This is a genomic window from Acidithiobacillus sp. AMEEHan, from assembly GCF_030996345.1.
GTDB lineage: Bacteria > Pseudomonadota > Gammaproteobacteria > Acidithiobacillales > Acidithiobacillaceae > Igneacidithiobacillus.
The window spans coordinates 1,027,727-1,054,544 of the sequence record NZ_CP118747.1 but is presented as its reverse complement, the minus strand read 5'-3'; the positions used below and the strand labels follow the sequence as shown (position 1 = coordinate 1,054,544).

27 protein-coding genes and 5 pseudogenes are annotated in these 26,818 nt (G+C 53.0%); 14 read left to right on the top strand and 18 right to left on the bottom strand.

The window, feature by feature from the left end:
- The first annotated feature begins 62 nt into the window (after positions 1-62).
- A pseudogene (locus tag ORD17_RS05400) lies at positions 63-1,010 on the top strand (IS5 family transposase).
- 280 nt (positions 1,011-1,290) lie between these two features.
- Here ORD17_RS05400 and ORD17_RS05395 read toward each other — a convergent pair.
- Complete coding sequence (locus tag ORD17_RS05395; RefSeq protein ID WP_308389842.1) at positions 1,291-1,851, bottom strand: Crp/Fnr family transcriptional regulator; 561 nt, start codon at positions 1,849-1,851, stop codon at positions 1,291-1,293.
- A 269-nt stretch (positions 1,852-2,120) separates the two neighbouring features.
- Here ORD17_RS05395 and ORD17_RS05390 point away from each other — a divergent pair, with 269 nt between their 5' ends.
- The gene (locus ORD17_RS05390) at positions 2,121-2,585 is read left to right on the top strand and encodes a globin domain-containing protein (protein WP_308387962.1); all 465 of its coding nucleotides are present in this window, start codon (positions 2,121-2,123) and stop codon (positions 2,583-2,585) included.
- A 66-nt stretch (positions 2,586-2,651) separates the two neighbouring features.
- The gene (locus ORD17_RS05385; protein ID WP_308389841.1) at positions 2,652-3,638 is read left to right on the top strand and encodes a 2Fe-2S iron-sulfur cluster-binding protein; all 987 of its coding nucleotides are present in this window, start codon (positions 2,652-2,654) and stop codon (positions 3,636-3,638) included.
- Positions 3,639-3,671: 33 nt separating this feature from the next.
- Here ORD17_RS05385 and ORD17_RS05380 read toward each other — a convergent pair whose 3' ends face one another.
- Positions 3,672-3,914, bottom strand: coding sequence for a thioredoxin family protein (locus ORD17_RS05380; protein ID WP_308389840.1), 243 nt, complete (start codon positions 3,912-3,914; stop codon positions 3,672-3,674).
- A gap of 98 nt (positions 3,915-4,012) precedes the next feature.
- On the opposite strand from ORD17_RS05380, the gene ORD17_RS05375 reads away from it, so the two are divergent.
- The gene (locus ORD17_RS05375; protein ID WP_308389839.1) at positions 4,013-4,471 is read left to right on the top strand and encodes a hemerythrin domain-containing protein; all 459 of its coding nucleotides are present in this window, start codon (positions 4,013-4,015) and stop codon (positions 4,469-4,471) included.
- Positions 4,468-4,914 (top strand): glycine cleavage system protein H, encoded by a 447-nt coding sequence (locus ORD17_RS05370; protein ID WP_308389838.1) that lies wholly within the window; start codon positions 4,468-4,470, stop codon positions 4,912-4,914. The genes ORD17_RS05375 and ORD17_RS05370 overlap by 4 nt, the downstream gene beginning before the upstream one ends.
- Before the next feature lie 70 nt (positions 4,915-4,984).
- On the opposite strand, the pseudogene ORD17_RS05365 reads toward ORD17_RS05370, so the two are convergent.
- From ORD17_RS05365 to ORD17_RS05310, 12 genes and pseudogenes are all read right to left on the bottom strand, one after another.
- A pseudogene (locus tag ORD17_RS05365) lies at positions 4,985-5,175 on the bottom strand (hypothetical protein); the annotation flags it as partial.
- A 65-nt stretch (positions 5,176-5,240) separates the two neighbouring features.
- Positions 5,241-6,905 (bottom strand): IS1634 family transposase, encoded by a 1,665-nt coding sequence (locus tag ORD17_RS05360; RefSeq protein WP_308389837.1) that lies wholly within the window; start codon positions 6,903-6,905, stop codon positions 5,241-5,243.
- Between the two features lie 215 nt (positions 6,906-7,120).
- A complete protein-coding gene (locus ORD17_RS05355) occupies positions 7,121-7,540 on the bottom strand; it encodes an Rrf2 family transcriptional regulator (RefSeq protein ID WP_308389836.1) in 420 nt (139 codons plus the stop codon).
- Between the two features lie 22 nt (positions 7,541-7,562).
- Positions 7,563-7,757 carry a DUF2892 domain-containing protein gene (locus ORD17_RS05350; RefSeq protein WP_308389835.1) on the bottom strand — a complete coding sequence of 65 codons (195 nt, stop codon included), beginning with the start codon at positions 7,755-7,757 and terminating at the stop codon, positions 7,563-7,565.
- A complete protein-coding gene (locus tag ORD17_RS05345) occupies positions 7,754-8,935 on the bottom strand; it encodes an MFS transporter (protein ID WP_308389834.1) in 1,182 nt (393 codons plus the stop codon). The genes ORD17_RS05350 and ORD17_RS05345 overlap by 4 nt, the downstream gene beginning before the upstream one ends.
- Positions 8,936-8,963: 28 nt before the next feature.
- Positions 8,964-9,905: a heme o synthase gene (locus tag ORD17_RS05340; protein WP_308389832.1), complete on the bottom strand. Its 942-nt coding sequence runs from the start codon at positions 9,903-9,905 to the stop codon at positions 8,964-8,966.
- 13 nt (positions 9,906-9,918) lie between these two features.
- Complete coding sequence (locus ORD17_RS05335; protein WP_308389831.1) at positions 9,919-10,842, bottom strand: cytochrome C oxidase assembly protein; 924 nt, start codon at positions 10,840-10,842, stop codon at positions 9,919-9,921.
- Positions 10,843-10,844: 2 nt separating this feature from the next.
- Positions 10,845-11,234 carry a cytochrome O ubiquinol oxidase gene (locus ORD17_RS05330; protein WP_308389830.1) on the bottom strand — a complete coding sequence of 130 codons (390 nt, stop codon included), beginning with the start codon at positions 11,232-11,234 and terminating at the stop codon, positions 10,845-10,847.
- Positions 11,231-11,866: a cytochrome c oxidase subunit 3 gene (locus ORD17_RS05325; protein WP_308389829.1), complete on the bottom strand. Its 636-nt coding sequence runs from the start codon at positions 11,864-11,866 to the stop codon at positions 11,231-11,233. The genes ORD17_RS05330 and ORD17_RS05325 overlap by 4 nt, the downstream gene beginning before the upstream one ends.
- 65 nt (positions 11,867-11,931) lie before the next feature.
- Positions 11,932-14,091 (bottom strand): cbb3-type cytochrome c oxidase subunit I, encoded by a 2,160-nt coding sequence (locus ORD17_RS05320; protein ID WP_308389828.1) that lies wholly within the window; start codon positions 14,089-14,091, stop codon positions 11,932-11,934.
- 1 nt (position 14,092) lies between these two features.
- Positions 14,093-14,968, bottom strand: coding sequence for a ubiquinol oxidase subunit II (locus ORD17_RS05315; RefSeq protein WP_308390059.1), 876 nt, complete (start codon positions 14,966-14,968; stop codon positions 14,093-14,095).
- A gap of 104 nt (positions 14,969-15,072) precedes the next feature.
- Positions 15,073-15,513: a hypothetical protein gene (locus ORD17_RS05310; protein ID WP_308389827.1), complete on the bottom strand. Its 441-nt coding sequence runs from the start codon at positions 15,511-15,513 to the stop codon at positions 15,073-15,075.
- A gap of 599 nt (positions 15,514-16,112) precedes the next feature.
- Here ORD17_RS05310 and ORD17_RS05305 point away from each other — a divergent pair.
- The 4 genes from ORD17_RS05305 to ORD17_RS05290 all read left to right on the top strand — a co-directional run bounded on the left by ORD17_RS05305 (position 16,113) and on the right by ORD17_RS05290 (position 19,099).
- Positions 16,113-16,883, top strand: coding sequence for a PilZ domain-containing protein (locus ORD17_RS05305; protein ID WP_308389826.1), 771 nt, complete (start codon positions 16,113-16,115; stop codon positions 16,881-16,883).
- Positions 16,884-16,959: 76 nt separating this feature from the next.
- Positions 16,960-17,976, top strand: a complete 1,017-nt coding sequence (locus tag ORD17_RS05300; protein WP_308389825.1) for a methyl-accepting chemotaxis protein — start codon at positions 16,960-16,962, stop codon at positions 17,974-17,976.
- Positions 17,977-18,151: 175 nt separating this feature from the next.
- Positions 18,152-18,862, top strand: coding sequence for a PilZ domain-containing protein (locus ORD17_RS05295; protein ID WP_308389824.1), 711 nt, complete (start codon positions 18,152-18,154; stop codon positions 18,860-18,862).
- A gap of 3 nt (positions 18,863-18,865) precedes the next feature.
- Entirely contained in the window at positions 18,866-19,099 is a 234-nt protein-coding gene (locus ORD17_RS05290) for a hypothetical protein (RefSeq protein WP_308389823.1), read from the top strand.
- A 255-nt stretch (positions 19,100-19,354) separates the two neighbouring features.
- On the opposite strand, the pseudogene ORD17_RS05285 reads toward ORD17_RS05290, so the two are convergent.
- Positions 19,355-19,621, bottom strand: a pseudogene (locus ORD17_RS05285) (IS1634 family transposase); the annotation flags it as partial.
- Positions 19,622-19,782: 161 nt separating this feature from the next.
- On the opposite strand from ORD17_RS05285, the pseudogene istA reads away from it, so the two are divergent.
- The 4 genes and pseudogenes from istA (at position 19,783) to ORD17_RS05265 (ending at position 23,969) form a co-directional block, all read left to right on the top strand.
- A pseudogene (gene istA / locus ORD17_RS05280) lies at positions 19,783-21,317 on the top strand (IS21 family transposase).
- Between the two features lie 11 nt (positions 21,318-21,328).
- Positions 21,329-22,084 (top strand): annotated as a pseudogene (gene istB, locus ORD17_RS05275) (IS21-like element helper ATPase IstB).
- Positions 22,085-22,461: 377 nt separating this feature from the next.
- On the top strand, positions 22,462-23,145 hold the full coding sequence (locus ORD17_RS05270) for a DNA adenine methylase (protein ID WP_308389822.1): 684 nt from the start codon (positions 22,462-22,464) through the stop codon (positions 23,143-23,145).
- On the top strand, positions 23,142-23,969 hold the full coding sequence (locus tag ORD17_RS05265) for a hypothetical protein (protein WP_308389821.1): 828 nt from the start codon (positions 23,142-23,144) through the stop codon (positions 23,967-23,969). Before ORD17_RS05270 ends, ORD17_RS05265 begins: the two co-directional genes overlap by 4 nt.
- A gap of 8 nt (positions 23,970-23,977) precedes the next feature.
- Here the strand turns inward: ORD17_RS05265 and ORD17_RS05260 are convergent, their stop codons facing one another.
- The 3 genes from ORD17_RS05260 to ORD17_RS05250 all read right to left on the bottom strand — a co-directional run bounded on the left by ORD17_RS05260 (position 23,978) and on the right by ORD17_RS05250 (position 26,317).
- Positions 23,978-24,559: a nitroreductase family protein gene (locus ORD17_RS05260; protein ID WP_308389820.1), complete on the bottom strand. Its 582-nt coding sequence runs from the start codon at positions 24,557-24,559 to the stop codon at positions 23,978-23,980.
- Positions 24,560-24,629: 70 nt separating this feature from the next.
- Positions 24,630-25,238: a 7-cyano-7-deazaguanine synthase gene (locus ORD17_RS05255; RefSeq protein ID WP_308389819.1), complete on the bottom strand. Its 609-nt coding sequence runs from the start codon at positions 25,236-25,238 to the stop codon at positions 24,630-24,632.
- Positions 25,235-26,317, bottom strand: a complete 1,083-nt coding sequence (locus ORD17_RS05250; protein WP_308389818.1) for a PfkB family carbohydrate kinase — start codon at positions 26,315-26,317, stop codon at positions 25,235-25,237. The genes ORD17_RS05255 and ORD17_RS05250 overlap by 4 nt, the downstream gene beginning before the upstream one ends.
- A gap of 140 nt (positions 26,318-26,457) precedes the next feature.
- On the opposite strand from ORD17_RS05250, the gene ORD17_RS05245 reads away from it, so the two are divergent.
- Positions 26,458-26,808 carry a hypothetical protein gene (locus ORD17_RS05245; RefSeq protein WP_308389817.1) on the top strand — a complete coding sequence of 117 codons (351 nt, stop codon included), beginning with the start codon at positions 26,458-26,460 and terminating at the stop codon, positions 26,806-26,808.
- The last annotated feature ends 10 nt before the right edge of the window (positions 26,809-26,818 follow it).

Sequence of the window (26,818 nt, the reverse complement as noted above, 5' to 3'; positions counted from 1 at the left end):
CACGCTTGATCTGGTAGAATGCGAGGATGCGATTGAGACAGGAGGCGGCTATGGCGAGTCAGATGACGTTTGCTGAAGCTACGGGGTTATCGCGTCGACACAAGGAAACCAAGCGGGAGCGTTTCCTCCGGGAGATGGATCAGGTGGTGCCGTGGCAGGCGCTGGTGGATCTGATCGTGCCCTATTATTCCGGGCCGCGCGGCGGTCGCAAGCCCATGCCCCTGGAGCAGATGCTCCGTATCCATTTCCTGCAGCAATGGTATGCCTATTCGGACCCGGGCATGGAAGAAGCCTTGTATGAAATCCCCTTGCTGCGGGCCTTCACAGGCATTGACCTGGGCCGCGATCTGATCCCCGACGAGTCCATGATCCTGCACTTTCGCCGCCTGCTGGAGCAGCACAACAGGTTAGTACAACAGATCGTTGTGCAAGTGCTACTGGAAGTCTTCCACTTAGTTCTTCAGGAGGGGAGGATGGTGGATGCCACGCTGATTCATGCCCCCAGCTCGACCAAGAACCAGGACCGGAAGCGGGATCCGGAGATGCATAAAGCCAAGAAGGGGAACCAATGATATTTTGGCATGAAGGCCCATGTCGCGACGGACATCCAAGGCTTGGTGCGGAGCGTCGAAGTCACTGCGGCCCATGTTTCCGATCATCAGGTACTAGAAGAGCTGCTCACCGGAGACGAAAAGACGATGCTCGCCGATCGCGGCTACGACTACCCGCAGGTCCATGAACTTTTGCAACAGCGAGGGATTCAGAACGCCTTAGCGCGGTGTCGGTATCCCAGCCAGAAAACGGGGCTGCAAGCGCTACAGCGTTTCAACCGCAGTGTGGCACGCACCCGGGATCGCGGCGAGCACGCCATCCGGGTGCTGAATTGTCCGTTTGGCTACCGCAAGACTCGCTATCGGGGCTTGGCCAAGAACGGTGTGCAATTGACCACGTTGTTCGCCTTGGCGAATCTCTACCTGGTGCGGCGAGAGCCCTGTTGGTTACGGATGTAATCCACCTACATAGCGGGAACACGACCGGTTCAGGGGCTGCTGGGCACTTTTTTGGCTTTTGAAGGGAAAAAGAAGACGTTTGTTGCCGAATCGATCCTGCGCAACAAGCTCGCTCAAAATCATGACAATTTTCGCGCCAGCTCAGAGATTCCTTATAACGGCAACCAGCCAGGAAGGGCCACCAAAACCAGGGTTTTTTCAACACAATTCAGCGGAAGTGGTCGTTCATATTTTCGAAGAAGCACAAATTCCGACCGAAGACAAAGTGGTCAATTACCTCCTATCTTAACCCTGCCTCCAGAAGTTTACGGCGGTCTAGGACAGTGATGGTTTTATCTCGCATATCGATAGCTCCAGCTTCTTTTAGTCTACGTAGAACGCGAGAGAGGGTTTCGGGAGTTACCCCCAATCGGGCAGCGACACTGACTTTTTTGGCCGGTAGCAGGAACTGCTCGGTTTCTTCCGAGGCATCCGATAATTCCAGCAAATAATTGCATATTCTTGTATCGGCAGACTCGATACTGCGCATGCGAATCTCTTTGACCAGAAAATGCAGCCGCATGCTCAATTGCCCAAGGATGCGTCGCATGAGACGTGGGTCGTCCTCAAGAATGCCAACAAATGGCGAAAAAGGGATCTGTAACACTTTGGTTTTTCCCTGGCATCTGGCCGTGACCGGGTATCTTCCCCCCATGAACGCTACAGCTTCCGCAAAGAGGTCGCCCGCTTGCATGATCTCGACCACCTTCTCCTTGCCCTCAGCGCTCGTACTCAGCAACTCGACAACTCCGGCATCCAAAAAGTAAAACTGCTCTGCCGGATCCTTTTCGATGAACAGCAAATCTCCGTTCTCGCACGCATGGAGCCGACATTCGCCGAGCAACGTCTCCAACTGGGACGGCGACCAGACTGCAAAAAGCGGCTGCTGTCGCAGTCGGGCAGCATAGGGCAAAAGGTCTTCCGTCATGCTGCCGCTCCCGACACCCGGCACCTACCTCGGGGCAGCTGCAGATATGCCGAAAAATCTTGACCAAGATCAAGGAAGCCATCGCCCCGAAGCCAGATACTCACAGTCGCCAATTGGGCAAGATGCATTCAGGAGACTCCAAAATGACCATCAACATCGATTTGATCAAGCAAAGCGGCAAGGCCGCACAGGATTTGGGAGTGCAGGTTGCGCAGCACTTTTACGATACCATGTTCAGCCATTATCCCGAAGTCCGGAAGATGTTCCCAGGGGATATGAGCGAGCAGCGGGTGCGACTCTTCAACTCGGTGATTCTGATCGCCAGCAATATCGATAACACGGAGATGCTGGTTCCTTATCTGAAAGAACTGGGGATCGGCCATATAAAATACGATACTCGGCCAGAACACTATCCCATCGTGGGGAAAAGCCTGTTGCTGACCCTGAAGCATTTTCTGGGGCCGGCCTGGACCCAGGAAATGGCGGAGTCGTGGATCGAGGCCTACAACCTGGCGGCAAGCATCTGTATCCAAGCCGCTGCCGAAGCGATGGCACCGGAACGCTATGTTCCTCTCGTTCTCGACGACGTACCTCCTGCAGTTGCCTGAAATCTTGCGGTCGCCAACTCGCTTGGCGACCGCACTTTTGATGATCCCTGGAAGGTAGGACAGCACATGATCGAACACGAAATAGTCCTCGAGCCCTCCGGAACTCGTTTCCGGGTCCGAGAAGACCAAAGCATCGTCGAGGCCGCACTGGAGCAGGGAATCGCCATTCATCACGGTTGCGGCAATGGTTCCTGCGGCGATTGCAAAGGAACGATTCTGGAGGGAGAAATCACCCAGCTTCCTTTCATGCCTTTATTATTGACGCCGGAAGAGCGCGCATCCGGAAAAGCGATTTTATGTAAAGCGCAGCCACGCAGCTCCTTACGCATCGCAGCAAAAATAGATACTGCAGAGCAATGGCAGGGACGAGTCGAGAGTCTTTGTCCGTTGGGGGAAACCGTCATGGAACTCATAATCCAATGCGATCGCCCCTATCCCTACCGGGCGGGACAATACGCGAGATTGAAGATTCCGGGAGAAACGAATGCTTGGCGTTCCTACTCCATGGCAAATGCGCCGCGCGAGGATCAACGGCTGCACTTCCATATCCGCAAGGTACCGGGCGGAAAATTCTCCGAGTGGCTCTTTACCCGCGCCCAGATCGGCGATGAAATTGTCCTCTCCGGCGCGCAAGGAGATTTTTACTTACGGACGGAGAATGAACGACCATTACTCTGCATTGCCGCCGGGACCGGCCTCGCTCCTATCGAAGCCATTCTCGAGGAAAGCCGCAAACTCGGCTGGAGACGGTCAATATCGCTGTATTTCGGGGTGCGCAATCGGCGCGATCTCTACCACTTGGATGTGCTCGAAGAATTGCGACAGGAGCGGAGCGAACTGCGTTTTTCGGTATCCTGTTCCGATCCGGAACTTCTGCGCTGGTCGGGGCCCCGGCGTCTTTTGCCGGCGGTGGCTGCGGAAGGCCATTGGCAAGAACATGAAGTTTATCTCTGCGGCAGCCCGGGGATGGTGGAAGCCGCCACGGATCTCTTGCTCTCCCACGGAGTCCCTCATGAACAGATCCACTTCGACAGCTTCAGCCCCAGCGCCTGACCTGGCCCGCGCGCGAAGCAGAACCCTGGCGCTTCAGGCATCCAGTAGTCGCAGGACTTCCGTCAGAGGTTGCGTGCCCACCGTCTTCAACTGGTTGTCGATGACCACGGCCGGGACGGTCTTGATACGCAGTCGGCTGACGACTTCTCGACCCGCTTTGTCAGCTACATCCAGGATTTCCAAGTCCATTGGACGTTTCTGCGCCGCCTCCTGCCAGATTTTCTCGGCCTGGGGACAAGTGGGACACCATTTGGATACCAGAAGCTGTACTTTCATGAGGATTGTACTCCTTTTGCCTATCCACATCGGGAAGACTAGTCTAAACGGACCCGCATATCCAGTAATCAGTTTCCATTCATGAGGAGAAATGGATTATGAACGAACACATTGCAGAGGTCATGCAGTCGGATCATGAACGCCTGGACAAACTTTTAGAGAGGAGCGCCCAGGCGGTGAGTGAAGGACGATGGTCAGATGCGGCTGCGGAGCTGGAAACATTTCGCAAAGGCATCGTTGATGGTCATATGAGCGTGGAGGAAGAGCTCCTTTTTCCCGCCTTCGAAAACTGGGAAGGTGGAGAGGAACATGCTTTGACGGCTCTATTGCGCAAAGGTCATAGTGACCTAAAAGTGTTCTTTCTGGAAATGGCCGAAGCCATTGATCAACAGAATGCCGAGGATTTTGGCGATTTGCTCAGCACCGTGCAAACCATACTCAAACAGCATGATGCAAAAGAGGAATCGGAGTTGTATCCACATCTTGCCGAGGCGTTATCTGACCATGGGGCAGACGCCATACAGCGATTGCAAACATTGCAGGAGGCACATTCATGAGCGAATTTCGTGGTTGTGAGCTGCCGGAAGAACTCTTTTATGATTTGGACTATGTCTGGGTGCGCCCTGAAGGCGAAGGTATTTTTACTGTTGGCGTCACCGATCCCGCGCAAACCATGTCCGGGCGTTTGCAGAAAGCGCGAATCAAAAAAGTCGGTACCCAGATTGCCGCTGGCCGTCATGTAGCAACCCTCGAAAGTGGCAAATGGGCAGGTGGTGTGCCAGTCCCCTTTGCTGGGGAGGTGTTCGAGCGAAATGAGATCCTGATCGATGATCCGCACCTCATCAATATCGCCCCCTATGGAGATGCCTGGATCGCCAAGATACGCGCCGATGAACCAGAACACGCTTTGGACACCTTGCATACTGGGCCCGACGCCATCGCAGCACTGCAAGCCTGGATTCAGCGTTATGACGTGCAATGCATGCGCTGTTCCGATTGATAGTGGGACTGAGGGTTCTTCTTCTCGACCAATACGGCGATTGCAAACACAGCGAAGTGACCGGCGTCTGTTAAGGTGGTTGCCACTTCCAGCCTTTACGCTGCCTTTTTCCCTGCCACTGCCGTTTCAGATCGACTATACTGACGGGCGTCCGGTTGCGTGTTGCACCTGACCAGCGAAAGGTGTTTTTCCTCTTGGCCGCCTCATAGAGGGCACGTCGTTTCGCCAGTAATGGTGGTCTTCTCCTCGGTGGCGCCGAGCCCCCGAGTTCGACAATTAATCTCGCAACCCCTTGATATCGCTAATAGCGATTTCAAAACGCTCCACTACAACAGCGTCAGTTGCTGAGACGCTGTTGGTTTCTGGATGGAAGACACCCCGGATACGGGTGGGGCACCATTGAAACGAACTCGGTGATGCTGAATGCGGTGGAGTTGCTCCAAGGCTCGTTCCGGCGTCAGCCCGGTGTGGCTCGCACGTAATCGACTGCGCATGACCCGATGTAGAATCAGCGCCATGAAGCAGATCGCTGCGTGCGCCCGTATCCTGTCGGGCAGGCGGTGGTAGACCGGGCCCATTTCCAGCTCAGATTTGAGCACCTTGAAACCACGCTCGATGTCGGCAAGTGACTTATAACGCGTCACGACCTCCGCCGGTGACAGGTCCTGCACATTGGTCACGAGCAGGAGCTTGCCATCCATCCTTTCTGCCAGCGTCCGTGCGCCCTCGTCGATGTCGTAGCTAAACTGCTGTGCTGCCATATCGACTTGGATAATGCGCGATAAATGCGCCTCGCAGACGGCATGGTAGAAGCGTGCCTTGGCACCGCTGTCGGAGAGCTTGCGGCCCCGATGTTTCTTGCCGTCGTCCTGACCATCCAGTTTGTCGGCCCACTGGTCTCCCTGGGCAATCAGCGCTTCGATCCGCGCATTCCGCTTGGCGGTCTGGCCCGCCGCCGTCATGGGATCATGGGCGATGACCAGCCGTAAGTCGTTCCAGGTGCGCTCACCGATGACTTCTTCAGTGGCAGTGTTGCACGACTCCCGCTGGAAACTATCCAGCAGATCGGAAAATTCATGATACCGCCGCCCCGGTACGGCCACGATAAACTCCAGAGACTGCCCATTGGCCAGCCGAATCGCCTGCAGGGCAGCCAAATTATCCAGACTCAACAACCCGCGATCCGCGATGAGCACCAGGCGCCGCACTGTCGGAAAGCGCTCCAGCACTTTGCCCAGGGTCGGCAGCAGCGTTTTGGTCTCAGCGGTGTTGCCATCGAAGACCTCATGGTAGATCGGCAAACCCTCTGCAGTCTGCACGACCCCCAGCAGGAACTGGCGGGCGATCAGGCCCTCCTTGGCCATCCCAAATTGACGGATGTCCTGGGGAACCGTGACCAGGCCTTCACTGCGGATCGTGGTGAGGTCATAGAAGACCACGGACAGGTCCTGATCGATCAGGGGGCGCAACAGTCCGGCTACAACAGCATCTACGGCACTCTGCTGCTCCATCAGGGCATCCATGCTGCGCAGGAGTTGCTGGTGGGGAATCGCTGTCACGGGGAAATCCGGCAATGCGACGGTTTCCACCCAGCGCAGTACGCCCAGTTTCGATTCGGGATCGCAGAGCCGGTTGAGGACCATCACCCGTATCAGAGCTTCCACATCGGTCGTATGGCGGGTCTTGCGGAACACCTGACGTAGGGCGCTGAAGCCCAGATCCTTCCAGAGTTCGGTCAAGGCCCAGACATCGCCAAAAGCACGCGCTGTTTCAAAAGCGATGGATGGCGAAGAAATCAGTGGCGACGGGGTGGGTACCTGGCCGCTGACCTTCATCAGGCCCTGAATCACGGCATTCAACTGACTGTCGACCTGATCCAGCCGCCCAAGTGTAGCGACGGTACGCTTTTTGACCTTTCCGGCACCATCCCGGTAGGACTCAACAAGCTGGACATAGCGGCGGCTACCGGAGGTGGTAATCTTCACATGCATGCCGCCACTTTATCAGCGTTAACAGGCATGTCAATAAAATAGACTAAGTGATAGAACGTGCCACCACAGAGGTTTTAGAAAATAGGCGCTGAAACCCCTATAAATGCTGGGGCGGCGTTACGAAATTGACGATTTTTGCCGATGAACCGTCGAACTCGGGTGAGCCGAGCTGTCGAAAAAGATCGGGAGGCAAACAAGCACTGCGGATTTGTCGATCACATCTCGCACCACAAAACCAAATCCCTGATAGTTTGCCCCTCAATAAGCCGCTGTCCATTTTCTCTTAACCTGCGCCATTGGCATTGCATGGGGCAACCGCGAGAGCGAGAACAAATTTTCTTTCTAAATATACAGTCACTAGTAGGGAGGTAACGATCAACGATGCGCACAACATCTGCCACGGTTAGATATTGTGCTTGAGTAGAAAATAGATAGCCGCCATTTTTCCCCTTAACTACACGCAGGATTTCATTTTTTGCTAGAATGCGCAAAATTGACTTGACATATTGTTCTTCCTTTTGAAGGTGAAGGGCAACCTCCTTCCCCCGCGCTGGCGAGTCAGAATGATGCTTGGCTAAATACACCAAGCCAGCTAGGGCAATCTCAGAATTTTTGCTAAGAATGAAACCGAACATTATTTGATTACAGAATAGGAGATCACCGCCTTTTAGCTGGACAAGTCTTTATACCAAAGACAGCATATAACGGACAGAATCCCATGGCTCCAGTCAGTAACGGTATGATTCCAATCCACCCCCAGTCGGTTTTGGGGCCAACGAATACTAATGCCAACAAAATAATTCCGATGACTATGCGGATAATACGATCCAGACGGCCTTCGTTTGTACTCATGATGTCCTCCGTAGCAAGCGATTTGTCACAAGGCTGATACGTGCGTATAGCGCGAGAACGCACCCAACTATCGAAATCAGGGCAAACACGCCTCGTGCACCAATCCACCACAATCCCAACCCTCCAAGAACTCCGCCCGAAAAAATCCCAAGAAACTGCATCATGGAATACACACCACTCGCGGCACCGCGGTCTTTTGATTCCGTAGATCGACTCACCATGGAGGGGAGAATGGCAGAGGCAATATTGTAACCAGTAAAAAACGCTACCGCAGAGATAGCTATTAACCAGAAATGAGTTGGATACAGCCCCATGCCCAACGCACCAATGGCCAACACCACAGCACTGAACGACAGCATTTTACCCAATTGTCCGTTCTTTTCCGCATACACAACCGGATAGATCATTAAAATGATTCCCGCAAGCATGACGGGAATATAGACTTTCCAGATAGAATCTTTGGGCAGCTGTGCTGCGTGTAGCAATTCCGGTGAGATCACCACAAAACTCGCACCCAAAATGGTCTGTAGAAAGAAAATGCCAATACTCGCCATTTGAACTGATGGACGAAGAAAAACACGAAGAACGTCCTGGATGGATCCCATGCGCTGCCAATTTGCTATGTCCCCTTTTGGTATGATGAAGCTTATCGGCAGCAAAGCCATAACTCCAAGCACGGCGGACCAGAAAAACACACCAGGGAGCCCTGAATATCCATAAATCAAAGGACCTAACACCATTCCGAGTACATACGCTATGGAGATACTTCCACCAATGGCGGCCATGGCCTTGGTTCGGTGTGCCTCTCCCGTCAGATCTCCAGCGAGAGCCAAGAGCACTGAAGACACAGCACCGGCGCCCTGCAGCGTGCGCGCAAAAATGACACCCCAGATATTGTCCGTCCATGCGCCAAGAAGAGATCCGGCGATAAAGAGCAACAAGCCAAAAACCAGAACCGGTTTACGTCCCATGCGATCGGAAATGCTGCCAAAAGGAAACTGCAGAAGGGCTTGCGCCAAGCCATAAACACCCACAGCGAGACCCAAAAGAAAAGGAGTGCTGCCCAGCAGTTGCTGATTATCAAGCGCGAGTACTGGCATCAGCATGAACAGACCCAACATTCTTGCCACGTAGATAAAACTCAGGCCGATTATGGCTTGTTTTTCTTTCGACTTCATAGGAGGACCGGCAGGAAGATACCGACGCTTAGAGTATGCCATAAGCCATCGCAACCTTGCCCAGGATAAGCGCGGTGAAAAGCACAAATAGGTAGCTGATCGAAAACGCAAACATCTTCCGTGCGTAGCGATCCATCTCCTCCCCTTCTGGCAACTTCCGAAGATGCAATGCCATTCCCACAAACCATGCGCCAGAAATTCCAGCGATTGAGGCATACAACCAATCATGGGTATATAGCACCGGTGCCAGACTGACCAGCCAAGTACTTATGGCGTATCGGACGATTTCCCGCCGGGTGCGGTCGATACCATGGGTTACAGGTAACATAGGGATGCAGGCGTTAGCGTAATCGCGTCGGCAATAGATCGCCAACGGCCAAAAATGTGCTGGAGTCCAGACAAAAATCAAGGCAACCAACAGGATTGGTAACGGCGCAAAGGAATTCGTGATCGCTACCCAGCCAATCAAAGGGGGTAAGGCGCCGGCCAACCCTCCCCAAACGATGTTCCATGGCGTGCTGGGCTTTAGATATAAGGTGTAAACTACACCATACCCAACCGTACCGAGCAGAGTCAGGATGAGGGTGAGTGGATTGGTCCAGAACCACAACACCGCAACGCTCAGAAGGAGCATGCAAATGGCGTAAAGTATGGCTCCATTGCGGCTGATTCTGCCATTAGCTAAAGGGCGACGCTGGGTACGTCGCATATATTGATCCAGCTCCGGTTCGACGAGTTGATTCAGCACGCCACCGGCACCACCAGCTAGTGCTATGCCTGCCAAACCGGCCAATGCGGTTGGCCAATGAGGTAACGATTCCGGAGCAAGCAGTTCGCCAACAACAGCTGTGAACACCAGGAGGATAACCACTCTCGCCTTAGCCAACACCAAAAAATCACGTAGGAGTTGAATGAATGTTACCGGGCCTGGGAACAGGTCAGACGGTGTGGTTCCAAATGACTTTGCCATGGCAAACAATTCCTTACTGCCAGTGGAGAACAATGGCGAGAGTTATGGCTAGCACCATGCTTTGATGAAATGCGACCATGATTCCCGGATCTTTGGGTTTCAAGTTCACTGCGTGGAAAAGCAAAAAGCCCACAGCCACTTGAATTACGGACAAGACAAACGCTATGGGATAGGACGGCATCATCCATCCCAGTGTTGCAATTAATAGTAACGCAGTGGATACGTGGATAGCGACGGTCCACTGTGATGCCTTCCTGGGGGCAACAAAAGCTCCAATAGCCTGCCCAAACCCTCTTTGTCCAGTCGTCATGCCACCAAGCAATACCACGACAAGCAATATATGTAGTGCCCCTGTGGTAGCAAGATAGGGCCAGAAATTCGTATCTGGATACAGCATATAAACCAGGTAGACCAAAAACACGCCATAGGCGAGAAGCCCGTGGACTCCATGAACGAATGCGGGAAGTTTGCCTGCCAATACAAACAATGTACCCATCCCGAATAGTGCGGTGATGACAATTATTGCCAACCCTGAGAATGTATCCATTCCCGGGCTCAGAATCACCAACGAGAGCGCAACCAAACCAACTGCTGTAGCCACTAAGCGATGCATTGCTTCAGGGTCGCCACGTAACATGAGAACGATAATGTTACGGGTATATGGCCACTTCGTCCCTAGAGATAAACCGTATCCAAATCCCTCTACCAAGCTTCCGAGAAGGATAAGTATCATCGACAAACCGACTTCACTAGTAACAAGCCCCATCCGTAGGGCGGTGGAGAAGTTGTCTACGTAACGATTCGCGGCGATGATGCCGGCAGCGATTGCTGCCAGCAAAGCGAGGCCAACGAGTTTGCCAAGCAATCGCACAAACGGAGTTATCTCTGGCTCCACAGTATAGTTCGTGGAATTCGCCCGAGATGCTGTGTTTGTCATAATTAGCTCTCGGCGGTTTGACGCATAGACATATTACTCATCCCAGCGCCGGACGGCATGATCATGGTTCTCTGATAAAGCCCATGGAACATCCATGCCGTGAGTCCAATAGTGACAACAAACAGCGGCAGGAATAGCAGCATTGAAAAGGAGTGCCAGATCTGCGTTTTGGAAGTATCCATGTGCAGTATCAAATAGCTTTGTATGATCACAGTGCCCCCGGCGAGAGCTGTTGTCAGAAGGAATGCACCGAATGGCGATATCCCTAATCTTACTGATAGAAAAGCGACGGTCATTAATACGACCGAGAGAATAAAGTTCAGCAGATATGTCTTTCCGTTGGCAATTTCAACCTCCGGATGGTGCAATGGATTTTGTATGTGCGCGCTCATACCAGCAACCCCTGAAGATAAACAAAAACAAACACGAAGACCCAAATTACCGCCTGGAAATGCCAGAAAAGACGTAAGTTGATTAGGCGGTACACGACATTTTGAGAGAACCCCTCGGTAGCTATCTGAATCAACATGACTAGCATCCATGCCACGCCCACAACAATATGCAGAGCGTGATAAATAACGATAGCGAAAAACGCCGACAAGAATCCGTTAGTTTGTGGCGTAATCCCTTGCTGAAATAAGTGAGTGTTATCCGTAATGGATAATCCCAAGTAGACGACGCCCAGAATGGCGGACAAAAGAATCCAGCCAGTGACACCACTCCGGCTCCCTTTCTTTAAATTCACCATGGCGAGCCCGTATGTCAAAACACTGGCAAACAGTGCGATAGTTTCCCCATATGCATATATTGGGTTGATGAAGTTCTTTGGCGTGGGTCCGCCTATCATGTTACTTGCATGACTCAACACCACCAAGGAGGCGAAGAGTGCAGCATAGACCATCGCATCGGTCAGCATGTACAGCCAGAAGCCAAAGGTGCGTGTACCGATGAAGTCATGCCCTGGGTAGTGCCTTGCCCAGAGCGAAGCTGTCTTAGGATCAATGGAAACTGCGCTTGAACTCATATTTGTCATCCTCTCAAGAGGAGCCCAATCAGCCTGTGAGTGGGCCCTTAGGTTATTCCAGCACCTTAACGGTCAACAGAAGCGTGCGGTAGCGTACCTGTGGAAGAAACACCAACATCCTCCGACGCTGAAAGTCGTTGGTATGCCGTTGCAGTACCCACCGTTCCGCCTGGGTATACGGGTACGTCTGCGCGAGACGATGGATATAGCGTATCGATGGCGCGTTTTTCCGTCCGTTCAACTTCCTCTGGCGGAATGGTCATATCCGTATCCTTCTGGAAGGACCGTAGGATAATCATCAGAACAATGAGCACGACAGAAATCAGGCTCAGCCACCAGATGCGCCAAGTAAGCCCGAAAGCTAGCGCAAAAAAGAATGCGCCGATGACCAGTGGCACACCGGTGTTTTTGGGCATATGGATAGGCTCGTACTCACCGGCATGCAACTCCGTCAATCCATTTTCCTTGCGCCATGCCCATTCATCACGTGTATTGATGTGCGGCGTAATGGCAAAATTATAACTTGGTACTGGGCTGTGCGTCATCCATTCCAGTGATCGCCCGGTACCCCAGGCGTCGGCCTCAGCGAGATTTTTGCTGCGATCCCGCAAGCTCACGTAGAGATGTGCCAGGAAAAATGCCAACGCCATGACATAGAGGGCAATGCCAATCATCTCGATCTGCATATAAGGTGCCCAGGCCGCATAAGGAATATAATCCAAGCGCCGAGTCATTCCGGCTAATCCCAATATAAACATAGGGACAAAAACGAAACCTGTGCCCAGCACCATAAACCAGAAGAACAGCTTTCCCCATTTCTGCTCAAGCCTGAAACCAAACACCTTGGGAAACCAATATTCCACCGCGCCAAATATGCTAGCAGCAATCAGTAAAACCATCATATGAAAATGGGCGACGACGAAAATGCCGTTGTGCCACATATAGTCGTTACTAGCGAAAGCATTCATCATTCCAGTCATACCACCGACGAGCAACAAAAACAATGCTAGCAGCGCCCACATCATGGGCAGCTCGAAGCGAACACGACCACGGTACATGGTGAAAATCCAATTAAAGACTTTCACACCCGTCGGGATCCCCACTAACATCGTGGTGACACTGTAGAAGCTATTGACGGATGGGGCTGCAGCCATAGTGAAGAAATGATGTAGCCAAACACCCCAAGATACGCCACCAATAGCGAAAGAGGCAATGACCATTGTAGCATAGCCAAAAAGCGTCTTCTCAGAAAAGGTAGGGATAATCTCCGACATGATGCCGAAGGCAGGAAGAATTAGAAAGTACACTTCTGGGTGACCCCATATCCAGAAGAGGTCATTGTACAACATCAGATTTCCGCCCATACCAGCGGTATAGAAATGTGTTCCGAGGTAGCGATCCAGCCCAAGTAACGCCAAAGAGACCATTAGAACGGGGAACGATGTCAGGGCAATCAAGTTAGTACTCAGACTAGCCCAAGTGAAAATGGGAAGTCGCATCCAGGTCATTCCAGGCGCGCGCATCTTCACAATGGTAGCTATGAGATTGATGCTTCCGAGAGAGGTACCGATTGCGGAGAGCTGGAACGCCCACATCCAGTAGTCGACACCAACCCCTGGGCTATAGGACAGTTCAAAGTACGGCACGAAACCATACCAGCCGCCATGCGCAAAATTCCCAATAAAAAGCGAAGCCATGACAAGAGCAGCACCACCGGCGGTGAGCCACAGTCCCATAGCGTTCAGATACGGGTAAGCCATATCTCGCGCGCCAATTTGAAGGGGCACAATAATATTCATCAACCCGACCAACAAGGGCGTGGCGGCAAAGACCACCATAATCAGGCCGTGAGCTGCAAAGATTTGCCCTATATGAAATGGCGTCAGATAGCCGTGAATTGCTCCCATATATCCGGGTGAGTGCGGTCCAACGGCCATTGCTTGTTGGAGCCGGATCATGAAGGCGTCGGCGAAACCACGCAGCAACATTACCAAGCCGATAAGGATGTACATTACGCCGATACGCTTGTGATCTACTGTGGTTAACCACCCACGCCAAAGGTATCCCCATTTACCTAGGTAGGTGACAGCGCCAACCACGACAAGGCCGAGAAGAACAACGACGGCAAACGTATATTCAATGATGGGAATGTGGAGAAATGGTAGCTGTTCAGCCGAAAGGCGCCCTAAAAGTGGGGACCATGGACCTTGTAGATGTACGAACATATCAGTAATACCCCTCTTTTTGCAACTCGTTCTGGTTGTTAAGATAGGCAACCATGTTTTCGGTCATATCCATTGGAGTTTTCCAGGTTTTTCCTTTCATAACTTCGTTAACCACGAGATCGAATAGTCCTTGCTGGACCTCGCCAAATTTTGGCTGCGACTTCTCGCCTACTGGGATGTATGGTCTTGCAAACCGATTGAATCCATTCAATGTCAGTTTTTGCGGATCAGTTTGAATGGTCGATACCCAGCTGCTGAACTGGTGTTTACTCACTACTTTTGTGGTGAAGTGCATCCAGGACAACCCTGCGCCACTGTAGTCAGCCGAGAAACCGACATATGACCCTATATGGTCGGAAACCAGTGCTTGCTTAGTTCTCATACCTGGCATGACATCGATCATCCCGACAAGTTGAGGAATAATGAAGTCATTAACAACCGATGTAGATGTCAGGCGAAACCGTACAGGTATACCCTTTGGAACGACGAGTTCATTGGTCGTAGCGATATGTTGTTTCGGATAGATAAACAACCAACGCCAATCTGTGGCAATCACATCAACTTCCAACGGATCCCCACCAGCCTTTTTCTGTGCCTGTGAAATAGCGCCTGGATTGTATGGGTTTACGGCATAGATAGCCTTCACGGAGAGATAAGAGAGGACACCAACCGTTATTAAAGGAATGCCCCAGACTATGGCCTCTATAGTCCACGAATGTGCCCACTTTGGTTGGTAGGTACCCTTCCCTCCCTTGCGGTATCGAATCATAGCCCAGATGGCCAATGCGGCAGTTGGGACTACGATGAGTAGCATGATCCCAACGTCTAGCAAAAAGTAATGATAAGAAGTTTTGGCAATAAGCCCCTGCGGATCCATTAAGTAGATACCATGCGCTGAGCAACCTGATAATAGCAGCGTTATCGTGCTAGTGGTTGCAAGGGCAGACCGACGAAAATTTTTCTTCCAGAAATGGTTCACATTTACTCCTCCATTATTGGCAGCATGCTGCTAGTAAAAAAACCAGGCGTGGATGTTCCTGCATTCATTTTGCGGGACCTCTGACGCCCGACCTTGATGATGGGGCGGTTGAGATACTTGGCAAAGTCCCCCACGCACGCCACGCGGCGATTACGATAAAGTAGGCTTGGATACACCAAGTATTCTTGTGGATATATCAGTAAACGTTGTTGGATGCTGTGAAGCTGCTGCGCCGGATCGCCATCTCTTGGGCAAGGCCCCAGGCCGGTCGCCAGCAGCGTTTTCCCGGTAAACAATCGGTCTCGCCAAAGATATGCCGTCGCACACGGGGATCGGCCTGGAGTGTGAATGACACGGACCGTTTCTTCTCCTACATAGAGGATGTCTTCATCGCGCGTCTTGATTTGCACTTCTTGTGTAGGAGCGCATTCGTTTGCAACCAATCGGGCTCCTAAGGAACGCAGGTCTTTCAGTAACCCAGGAGGAAAGTCCATACCTCCGCAGGTTAGCAAGACATACCATAGTTGCAGAGAATGACTTGCAACGAACGAAACGACCTGGTCCATCACCTCAGCGCATGGATCAATGAGCAACGCTCTCCGCGTGACCGGATCGCCAATCACGTAGCTGATACATTTTTGCGGGCTAATGCACTGTCTAAATATCATCGTATCGTCATATCTGAAGTACGAGAATACCCAGCATTAAACGTGCCATAACCATACAATAATATTCTTATCTAACAGAATAACGATGTTACTTTGTTAACTGACTGTTTTTATGTTATATAAGATCGATCTATTTTGTGATAGATATGCGTAATAGGCAGCCTATGTCATTTTTGGCATTCGTTCAGGTGTCATAAGTGGCATTTTCCAGAAAATAATGTCATATATGGCATAAATAGAGTGGTAATATAGCTGGATCGTGTCTACTATCCATCCATGTCAAAGGCGTTGACAAAAGATGAGTTGCATAATCGTTACATGGCGCGCAAACTCTTTGGCATGCTTCGCTTGATCTAGACAAAACGGATTCTCTTGTGAGCCTGACCTTCGACAATACCGAGCTCGGGATGGTACTTCCCCTCCGGGAACAACGGAATCTCACGGAATATTTTGAAGTGCTGCTTCCCGAGTTTCAGGAACTGGCTACGTCGGATCCCCAACAATCGCCCATTTGTACCCACTCTGACGGATATGCCTTGGTGCTTACTTCAGATCCTGCGGATTCTGGGGAGTCTTTCCAGTACGTTGGCTGTAATCTCCAGGACGCTACATTGCGCCTGCAACCGAGGACACTCCTGTTCCGCGAGCCCACGCCAAATATGATTTTGATGCTCTTGGCCATCGGGAAGACAGTCTACATGGGATTTTCTCGATGGAACAAAACGGAAGCCGGGATATTGCATTTCAAACATCCAAACCATCTCTACGCCAGAGAACTGCGCGGGGACAAGCGAGTCCAGTTAGAGAACGGAAACGCCATCATTCGTCGTCTGGATGGACGGCAGCTTTCGTGTCGGATTCATGATTTCAGTCCATCTGGGGCGAGTTTTCTGGTAGGCGAGGATTTCGCGCCGGGAGAACCGTTAATGATCACTTTTAAGATCCCCGACTGCGGGACCTGCGAGACTGCTGCAACGGTGGTGCGTCAAGCCCCGCTTTCTGCGGAAGGTCGCTATCGTAACTTGATCGGCGTGAGCCTGAGTTTGACACAGGAACAGCGCCAGAAGGCGGAACAGCTATATCTCTGCAAGAAAGGGGCACATATCAAAAGCATTGTGGATTCATCCCGTTCCAGTATTGGCTAAGATGCATAATGCATGTCAGCAATCAGCGTTTCACTATTTATGACAATATTTGATGGTAGCTCTTACAGGAGAGAGGATGAATTCGCAGGAAACCGTGATCAAGCAAGCTGCTTCCTTTTTACTCGAGATACTGGAAAGCCGAGCAGATACCAGCCCCAGTGAGGAGCAAAAAATTCCGTCCGCTCTGCAGGAGATCCTGAATCCTGTTGTGCAACGTATTAACAAGATGCGCGAGGCGGAGGGGAAGGCGCACCAGACTGCGGAATCGTTGCGCAATGTCACGGTACAAGTGGATCACTCTGCCGAGGAGATCGAGGCATCAGCTCAAGGAATGTCTATCGCCTCCAAGAAGACTGCTGCAGTGATTCAGAGGAACGAACAGATAGTTCGTGATTTACAGCAGAAGTTGCAGGAGATTGGATCCACTCTCCAGGAGATCGAGAAGATTTCCTACCAAACCAACTTATTGGCCCTGAATGCGGCTATTGAGGCAGCACGGGCTGGGGAGCATGGGCGAGGATTTGCCGTAGTAGCAGATGAGGTGCGAAATCTGTCGAACCGGGTCCGCGCGTCTGCCGAGGATATCCATTCAGGGGTTTCTGGTTTGTTGTCGAGAGGAAAGGAGATTGCCCAGCACAATGATGAATTGCAGGCGCACGCAGGGCAGGTACTATCCTTTGTGGAGTCATTGCAAGATAAGGCTCATGGCATGCGGATCATGACGACCCTGATGCAATTCGATGCAACGAAGGAGACGCACAGGCACTTTGTTGATGTGGCGATGGCCGAATCTGAGAAAGGCGCCGCTGCCATTACGCCAAAAGAGTTGCCTCTGCCATCGGACTATCATTCATGTCGGCTAGGGAAGTGGTATGACGGGGTTGGAAGACAAAATTTCGGGCGATTAGCCGAATTCGCCCAACTCGAACAACCCCATCGGGCAATACATGAGCTGTCGGTTGCGTTGTTGGAGGCCGCGCGTCAGGGAGATACCTTTGCTGTGGAACCTCTCCGATTGCAGTTGACCGGCGCTCGTCAGACGTTTCTGGAACAGCTCACAATACTGGAAGACGCAATTCGCGCCCTCGCGTGAGGTAGCAGAAACAGACCTTTTTGTCCATTGCATTTTTCAGCAAGGCGGAGTAGAATCCGCACGTTGGGGAATATTTGGTAATATTTTATATAAATTTATAGGAATATCTGGTTTGCCTCTTAGCGAAGACGATACGGAGTTGGCCTTACTGCTCCCTAGCCGGGGGGACTTACCCTTGGTCGAGTTCCTGGCACTTACATTCCTATCAGGATCCCGCGAACTCTTATTACCCAATCCGGAAGACTTGGGGGCAGCAAATGGGCAAAGTGCCATTTTTTACACCCCGGACCCGGGAGCCAACGGTACCCTGTGCCACTTTCTGCGCTGGGAAGGAAAAGAGTTTCTACTAGAGCCGGCCGGTCCCTCCTTCGGTGAAGAGAAAAAGCTACGTAAGCCACTCATCTTCCTGCTGGCACGGCCACAAATTTTGGGGTTCTTTGCGGACTGGAAGTATTCTGGCGAAGGTCTGCACCATTTTGAACTGCCCACCCGGGTGCTTGCCAGAAGCGCTCGTAAGCAACGGCGAATACCGATTGAAGGGAACATCCTGATGCGGTCCAAGAATGGCAGGACACTCTATGGCAAGCTGCACGACTTCAGCCTTGGGGGAGCCTCGATTTTCTTGGATCATGACTTCCTGGAGCCTGGAGAAATGGTGTTGGTGGAGTTCGAGATTCCGGAATGCGGGAATTGCGAAACCGTTGCTACCGTGGCACGGCGGGAGCGCATCACCCACCCGATCTACCCTTATTTGTACGGCATTTACTTTAATCTGACTGAGGCACAGCGGCGGAAAGCCGAGCATCTGTACCTCTGCAAAAAAGCCGAACAGATCAAAAAGGTGGCGGACTCCGCACGCGATCGGTTTTCCGGCAGTGTGTTTTAAGTTATGCGAAAGATCGTATCACTAGATTACGCGCGAGATGCACGTTGGCGTCAGCATTGCCTGGATGAACTGGCAAAACGCTGGCGGATGACGCCAGAGCAGATCCTGGATACTTTGCTTCTGGAGGCCTATCTCCAGATGGTGATTGAGCTGGCGCGGCCACGAGTCAAAGATGATTGGGAAGAGATGTCAGATGTCGATTCTACGGGGGAAGATACTGATGGGGAATCTCTCTAGGGAATTGTGTAGGCGGTGAATCAATCAGCGGTTTACCCGGCGTGCTCAGTGCGGCCCGCGTCGTTTGGGGAGCAAGCTGTTTGCATGATTTCCCTGCAGTCGACATTCGATGTCCAGTGCTCGGCGTCCCGATTTGTAGATTCAGTGCACCGGGTCACTGGTCCCACATACAGCCGAGTGGACTGGGCGCGCCCGAATTCGACAGTTAATCTCGCAACCCATTGATATTGCTAATAGCGATTTCAAAACGCTCCACTACAACAGCGTCAGTTGCTGAGACGCTGTTGGTTTTTTTACCCGGAGGGCATGCAGTACCTCGCTTTGACATTCCTGGATAGAAGACACCCCGGATACGGGTGGGGCACCATTGAGACGAACTCGGTGATGCTGAATGCGGTGGAGTTGCTCCAAGGCTCGTTCCGGCGTCAGCCCGGTGTGGCTCGCACGTAATCGACTGCGCATAACCCGATGTAGAATCAGCGCCATGAAGCAGATCGCTGCGTGCGCCCGTATCCTGTCGGGTGCGTATTCCATGTGAAATCGGCCACTGATTCCGCGGCAAACCGGCCACCTGTTCCAGCGCAAACCGGCCACCGATTCCGCGGGAATCCGGCCACTTGAGGGAGGGGAAGCGACGTGCGGGGTAACCCCGGCGGTCTAAGGCATTTTTGCCGAGGACTGCCATGCCTAATACGAGGTTACCCATGCGGAAGATTACGGAAGTTTTACGGTTACACTGTAACCGTCGCCTCTCCAAAAGAGAGATTGCGCGCGCCGTTGGAATCAGTCGGTCCACGGTCAGTGAGTATCTCCGGCGTGCCCAGGCAGCCGGCCTTGGTTGGCCATTGCCTCTGGAGTTGACAGAGCAAGCTCTGGAAGGTCTTTTGTTTCCACCTCCGCCCCCGTCTCAGGTGCAGCGGTCGGAGCCAGACTGGGCGACCATTCACCAAGAGATGGGACGCAAGGGCGTCACCCTGCAACTACTCTGGCAGGAGTACCGGGAGCACCACCCGATGGCTACCAGTACAGCGCCTTCTGTGACCATTACCGGGCCTACGCCAAGTCGTTGCCGGTAACGCTCCGTCAGCGCCACGCTCCCGGGGAGCGGCTCTTTGTGGACTATAGTGGGCAAACGGTGCCGGTCATTGACCCGGGTACCGGAGAGATTCGTCAGGCTCAGATCTTCCTTGCGGTTCTGGGGGCGTCAAATTACACCTTCGTCGAGGCAACATGGACCCAAGGGCTGGCCGATTGGATTGCCTCGCATGTCCGCTGTTTCGACTTTCTGGGCGGTGTACCGGAATTGCTCGTCCCAGACAACCTCAAAAGCGGTGTTCTCCACCCCAATTTCTATGAGCCTGAGCTGAACCCCAGCTACCTGGATCTGGCGCGGCACTACGATACGGCGATCTTACCAGCGCGCGTCCGTAAACCGCGGGACAAAGCGAAGGTCGAGGCCGGGGTTCTCTTGGCACAGCGTTGGGTTTTGGCGCGTCTTCGGCACCGGGAATTCTTCAGTTTGCTGGAGCTCAACGGCGCCATTCGGCCCCTGGTGATCGCTCTGAACGCGCACCCCTTCCAGAAGCTGCCAGGCTCCCGCCACAGTGTCTTCCTGGCCGTCGATCAACCCGCCTTGAAGCCCTTGCCAATGACCCGATATGAGTTTGCCGAGTGGAAGGTGGTGACGGTCGGCATCGACTATCACGTCGAGATCACTGGCCATTACTACTCCGTCCCCTACCGCTTCGCCCGCCAAAAGCTGGATGCCAGATATACGACCGGCACCGTGGAGATCTTCCACAAGGGGGAGCGCGTTGCCAGCCATCCCCGTTCCTTTGCCAAGGGGCAGCACAGCACCCAGGAGGCTCATCTTGCCCCGGCGCACCAGAAGGTCGCTGGATGGAACACGCAGCGCTTCCTCGACTGGGCGGCCCGCATTGGTCCCCATACCCAAGCGGTCATCCATCATCTCCTGCGTTCGCGCCGTCACCCACAGCAGGCCTACCGAGCCGCGCTGGGGATATTGCGCCTTGCCAAGGCCTACGGACCCGATCGGCTGGAAGCCGCCTGTGATCGCGCTATCCGGCTGCAATCCATCAGCTGGCGTAGCCTGAATTCCATCCTCAAGAACCAATTGGATCGTCAGCCTCGCAAGCCTGGGCAATCCAATCTTCCCGCCGACCACGCCAATCTGCGTGGTGCCGACTACTACCACTGACAGGAGGCAGCATGTTGAACCATCCCACCTATGAGACACTGACCCGCTTACGGCTGCATGGCATGGCCCAGGCTTTAACCGAGCAGGCCCTTCTCCCCGACGTTGAGGCCCTGACCTTCGAAGAACGTCTGGGGCTACTGCTCGATCGGGAAAAGGCTGAGCGGCAAAATCGCTCGACCAGCAGCCGGCTCCGGCGCGCCCGACTCAAACAACCCGCAGTCCCCGAGGATATCGACTACCGCCACGCACGCGGCTTGGACAAGACCTTGTTCCGAGAGCTACTGACCGGCACTTGGGTCCAGCGACATCAGAATATCCTCCTCACCGGCCCGACTGGCGTGGGCAAGACCTATCTTGCCTGTGCCCTCGCCAACGCTGCTTGTCGACAGGGGCATACCGCTCTGTACTATCGGCTCCCCCGGATGTTCGAGGAACTCGCCGTGTCTCATGGAGATGGCCGTTACCCCAAGCTCATGGCCAGCCTGGGCAAGGTCGAAGTTCTCCTCCTTGATGATTGGGGCTTGGCATTGCTTGACGATGACCGCCGTCGAGATCTCCTGGAGATCCTTGATGACCGGTACCAGACTCGTTCCACGATCATCACCAGCTAGCTACCCGCTGCCCATTGGCATGACTCTCTGGGCGATCCCACCTTGGCCGATGCCATCCTCGACCGGGTTGTCCATCATGCCCACCAAGTCAGCCTGAAAGGAGAATCACTGCGCAAACTCAAACCCAAATTGACGCAAGAGAGCAAATCGGAGTAAACATCAACCACCCCGGCGTCGCTCCGCTCCGGGTGGCCGGTTTCAGCTGGACTGGGTGGCCGTTTTGCGCGGAATACGTAGGCGAGTAGCCCCCGGCAGGCCACGCTGTGTACTGCATCCGCCGAAGCGACCGCGCAAGCTGGGAGTGCAGGCGCGTGCAGTGCCGCATGGTGGCCGTCGAGCCATTTGGGAGACGAGTGTTCCGTCCGTGCCCCAACGAGGGCGGGATGGAACGCCGGTGACCCCAGGGCGTCCGGGGCCTGTTATCCAATCGCCAGCGCAAGGCCGATCGCGCATGGACGCGCGAAAAGGCTTGCTGAGCACGGCGACTCTCCTTGTGTTGACATCATCGTCATAATTAACGATGATTCATGTCCATGAGATACCCTGGCGGCAAAGGAAAGACTTACCAGCACGTTATTAACGTGATGCCCCCGCATGCGGTCTACATTGAGACCCACCTTGGTGGCGGAGCGGTGATGCGTCACAAGCGGCCAGCAATACGCAACATTGGGATTGATGCGGATTTAAAGGTCATCGCAGCATGGTCTGCCGAGGAAATACCAGGTGTCGAAGTTGTGCACAGCAGGGCCGAGGACTTTCTCGCTCACTTCGATTTCCACGGAGATGAACTGATATATTTGGATCCTCCGTATCATCCGCAGGTTCGACGGAGGACACGTGTCTATAGTCTGGATTACTCTGCCGAGGATCACAAACAACTTATTGCGCTACTCGTGTCTTTGCCCTGTATGGCCATTTTGTCGGGATACGCAAATGACCTGTATAACGATTCACTTGTTGGATGGCATACACGTACTTTTCACGCCAAAACTCATACTGACGTACGAGAGGAAACCCTGTGGTTTAACTTCGAACCGCCCAAGATTCTGCATGATAGCCGGTACCTGGGTGCCGACTTTAGAGCGCGCCAGACGACTAAGCGCCGGCTCCAGCGACTGCAGGATAAAGTTAAACGCATGGATCCTATCGAACGGGCGGTCTTCTCTCAATGGCTAGACGAGGAATATTCCAGCAAGGTGCAAAGCGTGGCGCGATGACCCAGACAGCGGCTATCCTCACTCGAACGGGAGTGATTTATGTGGAGATTCCCTCGCCTGATACTATTCTCATGAATGGTGTTAGGTGGGGAGCCATTGACGCTTTCCCGACCCCAGCTTACTGGCAATTCCAAGTGATAGCTAGGCGGTTAGTAAGCCAGCCCGCTGCTTATAAGATCGGGAACACACTTTCTGAAGAAGTAGCAGCGTGCTTGCTCGGTGGACATGGTATTCCTGCCTCTGTGGGCATTGCCGCTTATGAGAAGCTACGCAAACTTGGAGCTTTTACCGGGACACCGCCTTCAGAAGAGCAGTTCGAAGCTTGGTTACGCGAGCCTTTGCGGGTCGGGCAGCGTCAAGTCCGGTATCGTTTCCCGGCACAGAAGTCGCGATACCTAGCAGCTGCGCTCCGATCGGTTCAATCGGCGTCCATATTCCCGTCCGGAAAGCAGTTACGCGACTGGCTCATGCAACTACCGGGCATCGGGCCAAAAACCGCTTCGTGGATTGCCCGCAACTGGATGGATGCTGACGACGTAGCTATTTTGGATATCCACATCATGCGCGTAGGGCGATCGATAGGTATTTTCCCACAAGGCCTTACTGTTGAACGGCACTACTTTGAGCTTGAATCGCTGTTCCTGCAATTCAGCCAAGCACTCGGTGTCCGAGCTTCCGAGCTTGATGCTGTGATTTGGTACGAAATGGCTTCTTCACTCAGGATGGCTCGCGTTCTGATCAACCAACTAAGCGAAACTCCGAAAAGAATGAATCGCAGGCAGCGAAAACAGGAAAATAGGCAGGTTCAAGCAACTTTAATCTAACGGTATACTCAATCTGCCCCCAGAACTGCCAACCCAGCGGCTTGTAACCGGGAAGCTTCAGGGAGAAAGTCCGTCAGATGCGTCTGTCCTGTAATACCAAGTGGGCAAAAATCCAGATGGAGTGCTTCGGCAATGAGGGACATGTAGCCTAGCAATACGCCGGCGTCTCGCCACACTAGCGTTTCATGGTTATCATACTTAGCTTCGGTCTTCCCAGGCTCGGCCACGAGCCCAAGAAGCACACCTTGGTTCAGATTGAAAATACGGTTAGCAGCATTTCGGCCTGCTGCAGCACTGTTGGTCGATCCGGGCAGTTCAATGAGCGCATGCTCCACCGGGTCGTACCGCATCCAAGGCCCAGCGCTCCGAGACACGAGCACGTGGATAGGATGCAATGCACCTGCTGATGGGTGGACTCGAGACTCTTGGTCAGGACCGAAGGGACTGGAATGAGAACTACGACTGCGGCATGATAGCCAGAAGAACTCACCCAATTTTTCGTCGTCTATTGGTTTCTTAAAGCCCCTCCGAGTCTGTCGTCGCTCTAACAGCGCGACTAAGTCCAACTCAAGTGATTCGTTCCGTGGCATGAGCCGCAGCCATGCACCAGATGGCCATACAAACGGCTGGTATCTCGCTGGCTGCGCGCGTGGCACTGGGTCAGGCAACACTCGAGTATTCCGACCCAAGCTCAGCAAATGTGGCGAGGTACTTGTTGCAGCCACGGCAATTGCCGCAGGCGATTTCAGCTTTATGGCAGCTATGTGCCCAGGCTAATAAACCCGGGGGCACTGCAGCTGTCCTAACAAGCTCTGCTGTTGTGTATTCGATGGCTGGCGCGACAATATGAAGAACTCCTTCTTGGGAGGCTAACAGGTCATCCATACGTCTCACGAACTCTGGTGTGCCATCACGATGACTCTCACCGTCGGATTTTACTGTCCCGATATAGAGCGTCTGCACTTCGCGTGAGATGGCTCGCATACAGGCAAGCGTAATAAGAAGCTGATTGCGATAGGGCCACCAGTCTGAAGTTGTCGCATGAGCATTAGGGGCGGTGTTAGCCATATCCCCAGAACCGAGTGCGCTGCAGTCTACGGTAATGACTTCGTGCTCAATGCGGAGAACCTTGCAGATCTGGGCCGCTGAGCGCTTTTCGGCGGCAGCGGCCTTCTGACCATAGTCGATTGTCGCCGCCCATTGCGGCCGTTTCCACCAAGCGATTGAAATGGAATCCATGCCGCCAGATAAGAGTAACCCGGTCTTCATATTGTGACCGCCTCCCATAGGGTCGAGTAAAGCGCGGTGGTGTAGTTATTACAGATGATGCATCCGGACCCTTCCATCATCTTCAGTGCTTCACCTTTGTGCCGCTCGCTATACACGATAACGGGCTTGTTTAACGCCCGCGCATAACCAATTTCGTAAACTGTTCCCGCATCAAGACCGTCGGTAATGGCCAGAACCAAGTCTGATTCTTGGATGCCTTTGAGGTCGCTGGCAACAACATCCCAAGCGCTACCGAGCCCGATGTCGTGGTACGGAGATAATACACGTAACCCCATGTGTTGCAGATTAGCGCGTGCTTGTTCTACCATCCATACCTGTGCCAAATCGAAGAATGGTCCAGCCAAATAGACCTGTAGGCGTCTACCTTCGATATAGGCGATAGAAGGCCGCACGACAGGAAATCTTTTCGTCGCAAGAATATCTGCAGTTGGGAAGCCTTGTGTCTCACAGTAATAGGCTGTAGCTAAAGATGCCGCTTCCGCAGCCAATCTTGGTGTTTTACCGTCGTGCATCCACGCGTTTGCGAAGTGAGCGACGAAGCAATCGCCTGAGCCGATTTTCCAGACACTGCTTGTTCTAAATGCTGGTACCTGCACGGCCTCATCTGGGGTCCAAACGAAAGCGCCTTCCGGCCCCATTTTTATCACAACTACTTCCGCACATTGTTGGTCCGCGAGCACGGGCGCTATCTTGGACGGATGCCCACCCAGCATATTAGCCATCTTGCCAGCTTCGTAAGTATTTAAGACAAGAGCAAGGTGATTGGCAGTTGATCCATTAGCACCGAATGGTATCCCCTTATGTGCGTTCTGAGGGTCGTAAACCACCCAATCGGCTTTCACTACTGCGTCACCTTCGAGCATGCCGAAACGAACAACCTTATCCTCAGTCACGCACATCGGAGCGTATGGCTGCACTGGGACCCCTCGAATGTCCGGCACCGCCATATCGTACAAATAGTTGAAAGTAACAATGTCAGGTATTTTTTCCTGCATTATTCTGAATTGTCCAAACCATGCACTATTTTCTCTAATAATTTGGGCGGCATAGTCGTTCATGTACGAATGCAGAACCACTGGCGTGCCGAGCGTGGCAATAGCAAGCGCCGCTCGGCCAGCGGAACCGTAGATCTGGTTCCAGCGAGGGTGGACACAGTATTCCTGGTAGACACCCCCGACGATATGCAGGGGTTTCATACGTGTTTGATAAGGACTCGAACCTGACCACCATTGACGAGTCGCACGGTAGCCCCGTACTTGTGATGCTTCTCGATGCAATTACGAAGACGAGTCGCATCAGGCCCGGCGAGACCGCCTGCCACCTGACCATTTTTGAGAACTTGCAGTACGACTTGGTCGTTCATAATAGTGATTATAATGTCGAGAACCTCTCCAACCACAAGCGTTGGGACAATCGCAGGCTGTGGGCTGGTAAGTTGTGCCTCGAATTCCAGACTGTCACACGGTATGTCGTAGTCGGAACTGCCGCCAACACCACCACCACTTCCAGACATGGAATCAACCCCCGCTGCTTATTGGATAAACCTTAAAGCAAGTATG